This window comes from Parafrankia sp. Ea1.12, assembly GCF_900465275.1.
In the GTDB taxonomy this organism is placed as follows: domain Bacteria; phylum Actinomycetota; class Actinomycetes; order Frankiales; family Frankiaceae; genus Parafrankia; species Parafrankia soli.
The window spans coordinates 1-9,868 of record NZ_UBIZ01000120.1; the positions used below are offsets into that span (position 1 = coordinate 1).

The window sequence follows — 9,868 nt, forward strand, 5'->3', positions numbered from 1 at the left end:
GTGTTGGGGGGCTGGGGAGTAGCTGGGACGGGTGCCTCCGGGTAGGGCGCGGTCGGGGACGCCGCGTCCAGCTGGGGCCCGGCAGGGACCTGTGCTCCCGGCGCGCCCGGGTAGTGCGCGGCTGGGAAAGATGCGCCTGGGTGTCGCGTCGCCGGGAACGGGGAACCCGGGTAGGCCGCCGCTGGGAACGGGGCGCTGCCTGAGTGCTGCGCCGCCGGGAACGGTGCGTCTGGGTGCTGCGCTGGGAACGGCGCGCCTGGGTGCTGCGCCGCCGGGAACGGGGCGCTCGGGTAGGGCACGGCGTGGAAGGGCGGGTATTCCGCCGGTCCTGGATTCGGACCGCCGGGGGACCAGCCCGCCGGTCCGCCGGGTGGATATCCCGTGACCCCGGCATGGGGCTGGCGGCCTGCCGTCAGCCGTACGTACGCGCGGCGAGTTCGTTCGGCGAGCACGGCGGACACGACGGCCCAGCCGGGCGCGTCCGAAGGGGGTTGCGGTGCTACCGCCGCGCGGATCTCGTACAGCAGGGCACCGCCGATCCGCTCCCGGGAATCGTCCGAGAGCTCGTGTGCCCGGGCCAGGAAGCGGCGGGCGCGCACGGCGAGCTCGTCGTCCACACCGGTCAGGTCGAGGGTGCTGACCCAGCCGACCAGCGGCGGCGGGACGGTCGGGAGCGCGCCGATGGTACGCGGCACGTTCGCCTGCAGGACGACGGTGCCGGCGAAGACGTCACCGAGGCGCTTGGAGCGGCTCGAGCAGAGCATGCAGATCACGGCGGGCAGGCCGAGCAACAGCCCTGGCCGCTCGGCGACCGTGCCGATCAGCCCCCTGGTGAGCGCGTGCCGGAAGCGGATCGGACCACCGTCGTCACGGACGACCCGCAGGCCCAGCACCATCTTCCCGACCGTGCGGCCCCGCATGAAGGTCTCGCACGCGACGGGATACCCGAGGACGACACCCACATAGATGACGAGGAAGAGGGCGGCCGTCAGGGCCTCGTCGCCCGGCTGGACCACGAGGAAGCCCGCGATGGCGATCGTGTACAGGGCGTAGCTCTGGATGGCGAGGTCGATGAGCCCGGCGATCATGCGGGAGCCCAGCCGGGCGACCCGCAGGTCGATGGCGACGGCCTCACCCGTGACCACCTGGTTCATCCGCCGCTCCCCGCGCGCCTGCAGCCGTTCCGGTCACGACCGATCATGCCCGGCACGCGCGGGGCGCGGACCGGTCTGGAAGAGTAAGCCTCCCATGGACCTCGATGCGTACGTCGCCGTCCACCGTCCGGAATGGATTCGGCTGGGCCAGCTGGTCGACCGGGCCGGCCGGCCGCGGCGGATGTCCGCCGACGAGCTCGACGAGATGGTCGAGCTGTACCAGCGCGCCGCCACCCACCTGTCGGTGATCCGCGGCCGGTCCCACGACCCCAACCTGGTCGACGATCTGGCGAGTCTGGTCACCCGGGGCCGGGCCGCGGTCGTCGGTGCGCCGGACCAGGGCTGGCATGTCGTGGGCAGGTTCTTCGCCGTCACGTTCCCCGCCGCGGTCTACGTGCGCCGTTACTGGGTGATCGCGACCACGGTGATGTCGCTGCTGGTCGCGCTCGCGTTCGCGCTCTGGATCATGAACAACGGGGACGCCCGGGCGAACCTCGTCCCGCCCGACGAGGTGGCCGACCTGTGCCGGTCGGATTTCGCCAGCTACTACACCGAGAACCCGGCCTCGTCGTTCGCCAGCCAGGTCTGGACCAACAACGCCTGGGTGGCGGCACAGGCGGTGGCCTTCGGTGTCCTGTTCGGCATCCCGACGCTTCTCGTCCTGCTGCTGAACTCGGTGAACCTGGGCATCGTCGGCGGCTACATGGGCAGCTGCGGGGAGGGCGGGCAGTTCTTCTCCCTCATCCTGCCGCACGGGATGCTGGAGCTCACCGTGGTCTTCGTGGCCGGCGCGGTCGGCCTGCGGCTGGGATGGTCGATCATCGCCCCGGGGCCTCGGCGCCGGGTGGAGGCGCTGGCGGCCGAGGGGAGGGCCGCGATCGGGATTGTCCTGGGGATGGCGGTCGTGCTCGCCATCTCCGGGGTCATCGAGGCGTTCGTGACACCGTCGTCCCTGCCCACCGCGATCCGGATCGGGATCGGTGCGCTGGCCTGGGCGGGTTTCGTCGCCTACGTGTGGATCTACGGGAGTCGCGCGGTCGCCGCCGGAGAACGGGGCGATCTCGAAGAGTCCCTGGCCGCGGATCTCGTGCCCGTGGCTTAGTGCCGCCGTGACGTCGTGAGCGTAGTGACGCCCCAGACGCCCTGGCGCTGTGACGCCGCGCGGCGGCGGCCGTCCAGCTCGGGCTCGGGTCGGCCGCCGGTTCGGTCGGCCGTCCTAGCCGATCAGGAGTTCCTCGCCCCGGTACATCTCGGAGAGGAAATAGTCCGGACGGCGGAGCAGCTCGAGCGCCAGCGCCAGCCGGCGGCCGAGGGCCAGCAGCTTGATGAGGTCCGCGGTCGCGCCGTGGGGCGGCAGGGACCCGTCCGCGCGGGCCGTGCCCTGGTCCAGGCCGTGGTTGAGATCGAGGGCGACGGCGAGCGCGGCGCACTGGGCGTCCGAAAGCGCGGGGAGCCCGGCGAGACCGGCGAGCGAGGGCACCGCGCCGTGTGGCGGGGCGGCGGGCGCCCGAGCCGGGAGCGTGCCGGCGGCGGGCGGCTCGTCCGGAAGCGTCGGGCTGGGGATCATCGCGCCGGATCGCGCGCTGCCCGCACCGTTCGCGAGAGCGTGCATGATCTGGGTGCTGGAGCAGACCAGTGGATTGCCGCGCAGCAGCCAGTGCAGGGCTCGGGCTAGGTCGCGCGCGTCGCGCCGCCCGTATCCGGCGGCGAACAGCGCGCACGCCTCGCGCCCTACGCCGTCGGCATCCGCGGCGCCGAGCGCGCCGATGCGTGCCGCAAGATCCGGATCAAGGATGTCCACCCGCCTATCGTGCCGGCCGTCCTCGACCGTGAGCAAGAGCAGCTTTATTTCCGTACCCACAGAACTTGCGCTGCTCTGAGGCACACAAAATCTTCTGAGCTGTGCCAAGCTCAGCTTGTGCCTCAGCACGAGCGCGGACGCGGTCCCGACCCCCGGATCACCCTTGCCAGGTTGCGGGTCTTCGTCTCGGTCGCGGAGCTCGACTGCTCGGTCAGCCGGGCCGCGGACGAGCTCCGCCAGACCCCGAACGCCGTCCGGCAGAACCTCGACCTGCTCCAGTCGGCCTTCGCCGGCCGCAGCCTCTTCGCCCAGGACCGGCGTGGCCTTTCGGTGTTCGGGACGGAGGTGTACCGCCAGGCGCGGGAGATGATGGACCGCTGGGGCGCGTTGTCGGACGCCGGCTCGTCGACGCTGCGCATCACGTTCCTCCCGCAGCACGCGCACCTGGTCTCCGCGGTGATGCGCCGGCTGCGCGTGACGGTCGCCGACGAACGTCCCGGCGGTGACGCCGGCGGGCGTGACGGCCGGTCGGATGACCACATCGAGTGCACCACCAACGTGCTGGGCGAGCAGGACCGGTCGATGGTCGTGTTCGAGGAGAACGTCATCGGGTCGCTCCTGCACGGCGCGACGGACCTCGTCATCGGCCCGCCGCCCAGGCGGGTGGGCGATCCGCCCGCCCTCGACCGGCACCGGCTCTACACATCCCGGCTCGAGGCGATGATCGACTCCGCCGAGGCCGAGGCCGAGGCCGAGCACGGCATCGAGCTTCGGGATCTGGTCCGGCGCCGGCTGCTGGTGCCGCCGTTGCCCGCACGCTCCCGTCAGATGCTCGAGCGGGAGATCGCCGAGCACATTGCGGACGATCCGGGGATCGCGGCCCGGGTCGCGCACGAGGCGTATGGCACCAAGGTGCTCGTCGCGTTCGGCCAGGACGGTCACGGCACCGTCGTCGTCCCGTCCGACATCGCGTTGCCGTTCAAGAGCGGCAGCTCGTTCGCGGGCACGCGGGCGGGCTCGTTCCGCTGGGTCCCGGTCCGCCGCGACGGTGTCGACCTGACCCAGGAGGTCTACGCGACCACGCGCGTCGATCCGGGGGAGCGGGCGCTGCGCGTCGTCCGGGAGCTGCGTGCCGTCGTGCGCGAGACGGGCCTGGACGCCGCCGCGGAGCCCCGGGAGCGTCCGGGCACCCCGGATCTCGCGCGGGGGGCCGCCGCGCGGGCCGCGGTCACAGGCGCCCGCGGGCCTTCAGCATGAGGTAGGTGTCGGTGACCAGCGCCGCGTAGTGCGCCGGTGCCACGTCCACCACCTCGACGCCGCGGCGGCGCAGCGCCTCGGTCAGCTCGCGCCGCCGCAGCAGCGTCTGCTCCGCCGCCGCCGCCGCGTACACCTGGTGGACGTCGCCGTGCCCGGCTGTGAGCTCGTCAAGCCGGGGGTCGCGCAGCGCGGCCACGAGCACCGTGTGCCGGGAGGTCAGCGTGGGCAGCGCCGGCAGCAGGCCGTCCTCGATCACCGCCGGGACAAGCTCGGTGAAGATGACGACGAGGGCACGCCGGGAGGCGTTGCGCAGCACCGCCGAGGCCATCCCGGCGTGGTCGGCCTCGACGAGGGCCGGTTCCAGGGTGGCCATCGCATCGCTCATCCGGGCCAGCAGGCCGTTGTCCCGTGAGGTCGGCAGGGAGATCCGGCTGGTGCTGTCGTGGGCGACCAGCCCGACCCGGTCCCCGGCCCGCAGGGCGACGGCGGTGAGCAGCAGTGCGGCGTCCAACGCATGGTCCAGCCGGGGGACGTCGCCGACCCGGCCGGCTGACGTCCGGCCGGTGTCGAGGACGCAGATGACCCGGCGGTCCCGTTCGGGCCGGAAGGTGCGGACGACCACCGAGCCGTGGTGGCGGGCGGTGGCCCGCCAGTCGATCGTCCGCACGTCGTCGCCGACGACGTACTCCCGCAGGCTGTCGAACTCCGAGCCGGCGCCGCCGCCGCGGATCGCGACCTCGCCCTCCACCTCGCGCAACCGGGCCAGCGCGGCCGGCAGGTGCCGGCGGGACGAGAACGGCGGCAGCACCCGCACCCGCCACGGGCAGTGGTGCCGGCCCTGCCGCCCGGCCAGGCCCAGCGGGCCCAGCGAGCGCACGGTGATGCGGACGGGCATCCGGTCACCGCGCCGGGTCGGGTTCAGCGTGGTCTCCAGGAACCGGCGCTCGCCCGTTGGCACCGTCACCCGGTGCACCCGCGGTCGGGCGCCGGCGGACGGCGGCCAGCCGTCGCGGATGCGGGCCCGCACGGTGCGGGTTCCGTCGTTGGCGACGGTCAGCACGAGCGGAACCGGCTGACCCAGCCGGGCCGCGGTCGGTCCGGAGCGGGCGAACGTGCACGCGCGCACCTGCCCCGCCAGCCACACGTCGACGCAGATCAGCGCGACGACCAGCAGGTTCACCAGCACGAAGGTCGCGCCCGGCGCCGGGGAGAGAACCACCACGACGATGCCGAGCGCGACCAGCGCCACGGCGCGGCCGGTGATCGCCACAGCTGCCCGTTACCGGGGGACGGGCACGACGGCGAGCACCTGGTCGAGCACGGTGTCGGCGGTGACGCCGTCCTGCTCGGCCTCCGGCCGCAGGCTGATCCGGTGGCGCAGGGTCGCCCGGGCCAGCGCCTTGACGTCGTCCGGCGTGGCGTATGTGCGCCCGGACAGCCAGGCCCACGCGCGGGTGGTCGCCAGCAGCGCGGTCGCCCCGCGCGGCGACACCCCGAGCTGCACCGACGGAGCCGCCCGGGTGGCCCGCGCCAGGTCCACGATGTACGCGAGCACCTCGGGGTGGATCTGCACCCGGGACACGGCTGCCCGCGCGGCCGCCAGATCGGCCGGGCCGGCCACCGGCGACACCCCGGCGGCGGCCAGGTTGCCCGGGTCGAACCCGCCGGCATGGTGGGCGAGGATCCGCACCTCGTCGTCGCGGGGCGGCAGCGGCAGCGTCACCTTGATCAGGAAACGGTCCAGCTGCGCCTCGGGAAGGGGGTAGGTCCCCTCGTGTTCGATGGGGTTCTGGGTCGCCAGGACGGCGAAGGGCGCCGGGAGCGGGCGTGGCACGCCCTCGACGGTGACCTGTCGTTCCTCCATGACCTCGAGCAGCGCCGCCTGGGTCTTCGGTGGCGTCCGATTGATCTCGTCCGCGAGCAGCAGGTTGGTGAAGACCGGCCCCTCACGGAACGTGAACTCGCTGGTCCGGCTGTCGTAGACGAGCGAACCCGTGACGTCACCCGGCATCAGGTCCGGGGTGAACTGCAGCCGCTTGGTGTCGAGCGACAACGCGGCCGCCAGCGTTCGTACGAGCAGGGTCTTCGCGACCCCGGGGACGCCTTCGAGCAGCGCGTGGCCGCGGCACAGCAGCGCCACGACGAGGCCGCTGACGGCGGCGTCCTGGCCCACGACGGCCTTCGCGACCTCGTCGCGCAGCGTCACCAGCGCCCGGCGGGCGGCCTCGGCGTCGGCGGGGGGAGGCGCCTGCGGAGCGGCCAGCGGCTTGCGCAGCGTCTCCGATCCGGGCGGGGGAGCGCCGAGGTTCGGGGATGTCACCTTCTGCCCACCTGTCGATCGAGTTCGTGCAGTGTGCGGGCCAGCCGGACGAGCGCGACGTCACCCTCGGCATCCCGCCTCGTCCTGGCAGCCTGGATGTCGACCGGGCTCGGCGGGATCGGTGATGCCCATGAGGCGGGCGGGCCCTGGTGGGCCGGCCAGGGTGGTTGGGAATAGCCCGTGGGCGCCATGTCCGAACCGTACAGGAGTGGCCCGATCTCCATGGGTGACCGTCCGGTCTGTTCGGCGACGGAGGCCACGAGGACGGTCGGATCCGGGCCACGGGTGTGCCACGGCGAGCCGGCCGCGGCGGTATCGATGCCGAGCCGGTCGGCGAGCCGGGCCCGCAGCCCCGCCCGCAGCGCCGCGGCGGCCCGTTCGCGGGCGTGCGCCGCGGCGTAGAGCCGGCCCCGGCCCTCGACGGTCTCGGTGGAGCGCACCACGACGGGCAGCGGCTCCTCGATCGGTGGCCCGAGCCGCCGTCCCTGCCACAGGGCGAGGAACACCAGGACGAGCAGGAGCTGCAGGGAGCCGAACCAGAAACCGTCGGGGAGCAGCTCCGACAGGCCTTTCGTGCCCACGGCGTCCTCGGCCGCGACGACCGGGGTCACCCACTCCAGCCGGGGGGTGCGGGCGAGCAGCCCGAGGGCCAGCGCCGCGTTCCCGGTCTCGTCCAGGCGTTCGTTGGTGAGGAAGCCGCCGCCGCCCAGGAGCACCAGGCGCCCGGTCGGCCCGCTGCCGACGTCCGACCGGGTGGGGGTGAGCACCGCCAGCCGGGCCGCGCCGGGGTCGCCGTAGCAGAGCTCGACGCGGGTGGCGCCGCTCCGGCCGCCCGGGGTGCCCTGGCCGTCCTGACTGTCCTGGCCGTCCTGGCCGTTGGTGCGGGCGAACGTCACCGAGTCGCCGACCGTGGTCGACCCGGCCGCGCCTGCCTCGGGGAGCGTGCACCCCGGGGGGGATTCGTCACCGTAGTCACCTACGCCCGGCTGCCCGGTCGTGACCGGCAGGCCCAGCGCGACCACCACGCTGGGATCCGGGGCGACGAGAACGACGTCCGAGCCGGCGCGGGTGCTGGTCACCAGCGCGTCGAGCTCGGCCTGGGACAGCAGGTCGGGGTTGGTGACGACCACCGTCCGCCCTGCGGACGTCCCCGCGGGGCCGGGTGCCGGGGCTGCCGTCGGCACCTGCTCGCCGGCCGTCACCGTCACCCCGCGGGCGCGCAGGATCTCCGCGACCGCCCGGGTGCCGTATCCGTCCGCGGAGGTGATGTCCAGGTAGCCGTGGCCGGCCGGGCGGCTGACCACAGCGGTGATCACCGCGTACGCGATCACCAGTGCGCCGAGGACGGCGCCGAGCCGCACCGCGCGCCGGACCGCCGGCGGCCGGGGACCGCTGCGGACGTGGGTCGAGCCACCCCCGCCTCGGCCCACGCCTGCGCCCGGGCGCGGTCCCGCTGGAGTGCCGAAGGGCCCGGAGGCCGGTGTCGCCGGGCGCGGGCGGTCAGTCGGCGGAGCGGTCATGCCGGGACCGGGCGGGATCCGTCGTCGGACCGGTCGTCGGACCGGCCATGGCCCGGGCGGCGTCGCACGCCCGTGAGCTGCTCGTCCGCCCGCACCAGAACCTCGTAGGCCCGCTCGGTGGCCGGCCCACCGCCGTACCAGATCTCGCTGAACACCTCGACGGCCGCGACCAGCGCACCGATCGCATCGCTGTCGCGGTCGATGGCCGCGCGGACGGCGTCGACGAGCTCGCCGGCCGTGCGTCCAGGTCTCGGGTCCAGCACTCCACGCTCCTCCAGCATCCGCACGATCGCCCGCAGCCGGGACCGCACCGCCTCGGCGTACGCGCCCTGGCCGGCCTGGTCCCGGGCCAGCACGCGGAGCTGGTCGGCGGTGAGGGGACTGGACAGGTCGGTCTCCTCCGCCTGGTCCCGCGCGGTCCGCCGGACGGGGCCCAGCCACAGCCGGATCACAACGGCGAGCGCGACGAGCACGAGGAGCACGGCGAGGACACCGAGTCCGTTGAAACCGCCCACGCCGGCATCGGTGTCCGGGGTCAGCCAGTTCCACAGATCGGCGAGGCGGTCGTTGATCCAGGTGATGGTCCGGGTGAACCAGTCGGGCTGGGCGTCCTGGTAGACGCTCTTGGACAGTTCGCGCCGAGCCTCGTCCTGCGCCCCCTCGCGCGTCACCGGCCCCCCGAGCGGGCCGCCGGCCGCCGCCGGGGCGACGGCCGGAGCGACGAGGGAGGGGAGGAACGAGGGCAGGAAGGGGGCGGACAGGTGGCCGGTGATCACGGAGTGGCCGCGCGCTGGCGGGCCGCCTCGGTGAGGGTGACGTCCAGCCCCTCACGGCGGATGCGCCGATCGATGTAGAGGAGGACGACGGCCCCGGAGATCACCGGAGTCGCGACCGTCGTGGCGAGCAGGCTGCCGATCGCGTTGACGATGTGCCCGGCCACGGTCAGGTCTCCCTCGACCAGGCTGCCGAACGTCTGCTCGGACGACATGAGGATCACGCTGGTCGGGATCGCGAAGATCAACATCAGGACCCCGCCGACCGCCGCGGAGAGGAGGAGAACGCCGAGCGTCCGCCACCACGATCCCTTGACCAGCCGCCACGAGCGCCGAAGCGCGTCGCCGGTCGACTGCGCCTCGAGCACGTAGGCCGGTGTGGCCAGACTCAGGTAGACGGCGACCACGACCGCCCCCACGATCAGCGCGACCAGGCCGAGCGCGCTCAACAGCGTGACCGCCAGGGTCAGCATCAGCAGACCGCCCAGCCGGGGGGTGACCCGGCGGACGGCGTCGCCCGCGGTGATCCGCCCGCCGAGCGTCGCCTCGCTCACCACCACCGCGAGCACCCCGGAGAGGAAGATCCCGAGCGCCGCGTTCAGGCCGAAGAGCAGCAGCGTCAGTACCGTTGCCGCCGTATTGGACATCTCCTCGGCGGCGATCGCGGCGACCGTGCTGATCGTCTCGACCACGGCGGTGGCGCCGAGGGCGAGGCCGAGGGTGGCGCCGGGGTTCGACCGGATCGTCGCGAAGGTCCCGTCGAGGATCTCGCCGACCGCCAGCGGGCGCAGCGGGATCACGCCGGGCTTGGGTGCGATCGGCGGACCGCCCCACCCGTTCGGGCCCCACGCGCCGTAGCCCCGGGCCGGGCCGGGCTGCTGGCCGTAGCCACCGTGCGGCCCGTACCCGCCCGGCCCGTACCCGCTGTTCGGGCTGTTCGGGATGTAGCCGGGGGGAGCGCCCTGCCCGGGGACCGGCGCCGCGGCGGGGTCGCTGCCGGGGGCCTGCCAGCCGCCGGGCGCAGGCCATTCGCCGGGCGCGGG

General features: G+C 74.1%; 8 protein-coding genes and 1 pseudogene. 2 read left to right on the plus strand and 7 right to left on the minus strand.

Features of this window, described 5'->3' with window-relative positions; all coding sequences use genetic code 11:
* Positions 1-407: 407 nt before the first annotated feature.
* Positions 408-1,154 (minus strand): annotated as a pseudogene (locus FMEAI12_RS02730) (RDD family protein); the annotation flags it as partial.
* A gap of 94 nt (positions 1,155-1,248) precedes the next feature.
* Here FMEAI12_RS02730 and FMEAI12_RS02735 point away from each other — a divergent pair.
* Positions 1,249-2,256 (plus strand): stage II sporulation protein M, encoded by a 1,008-nt coding sequence (locus FMEAI12_RS02735; protein ID WP_071064564.1) that lies wholly within the window; start codon positions 1,249-1,251, stop codon positions 2,254-2,256.
* A 114-nt stretch (positions 2,257-2,370) separates the two neighbouring features.
* On the opposite strand, the gene FMEAI12_RS02740 is transcribed toward FMEAI12_RS02735, so the two are convergent.
* Entirely contained in the window at positions 2,371-2,991 is a 621-nt protein-coding gene (locus FMEAI12_RS02740) for a hypothetical protein (RefSeq protein ID WP_146776617.1), read from the minus strand.
* A gap of 81 nt (positions 2,992-3,072) precedes the next feature.
* Here FMEAI12_RS02740 and FMEAI12_RS02745 point away from each other — a divergent pair, with 81 nt between their 5' ends.
* Positions 3,073-4,212: a LysR family transcriptional regulator gene (locus FMEAI12_RS02745; RefSeq protein ID WP_146776618.1), complete on the plus strand. Its 1,140-nt coding sequence runs from the start codon at positions 3,073-3,075 to the stop codon at positions 4,210-4,212.
* On the opposite strand, the gene FMEAI12_RS02750 is transcribed toward FMEAI12_RS02745, so the two are convergent.
* The 5 genes from FMEAI12_RS02750 to FMEAI12_RS02770 all read right to left on the minus strand — a co-directional run.
* Complete coding sequence (locus FMEAI12_RS02750; RefSeq protein ID WP_112104862.1) at positions 4,184-5,482, minus strand: DUF58 domain-containing protein; 1,299 nt, start codon at positions 5,480-5,482, stop codon at positions 4,184-4,186. The two genes, FMEAI12_RS02745 and FMEAI12_RS02750, sit on opposite strands and share 29 nt — an antisense overlap.
* Before the next feature lie 9 nt (positions 5,483-5,491).
* On the minus strand, positions 5,492-6,487 hold the full coding sequence (locus FMEAI12_RS02755) for an AAA family ATPase (protein WP_285224174.1): 996 nt from the start codon (positions 6,485-6,487) through the stop codon (positions 5,492-5,494).
* A gap of 41 nt (positions 6,488-6,528) precedes the next feature.
* A complete protein-coding gene (locus FMEAI12_RS02760; protein ID WP_235013626.1) occupies positions 6,529-7,893 on the minus strand; it encodes a DUF4350 domain-containing protein in 1,365 nt (454 codons plus the stop codon).
* A 155-nt stretch (positions 7,894-8,048) separates the two neighbouring features.
* Positions 8,049-8,828: a DUF4129 domain-containing protein gene (locus FMEAI12_RS02765; RefSeq protein ID WP_112104864.1), complete on the minus strand. Its 780-nt coding sequence runs from the start codon at positions 8,826-8,828 to the stop codon at positions 8,049-8,051.
* On the minus strand, positions 8,825-9,868 hold a 1,044-nt coding region (locus FMEAI12_RS02770), incomplete at its 5' end, for a glycerophosphoryl diester phosphodiesterase membrane domain-containing protein (protein ID WP_368672047.1). The genes FMEAI12_RS02770 and FMEAI12_RS02765, both read right to left, overlap by 4 nt.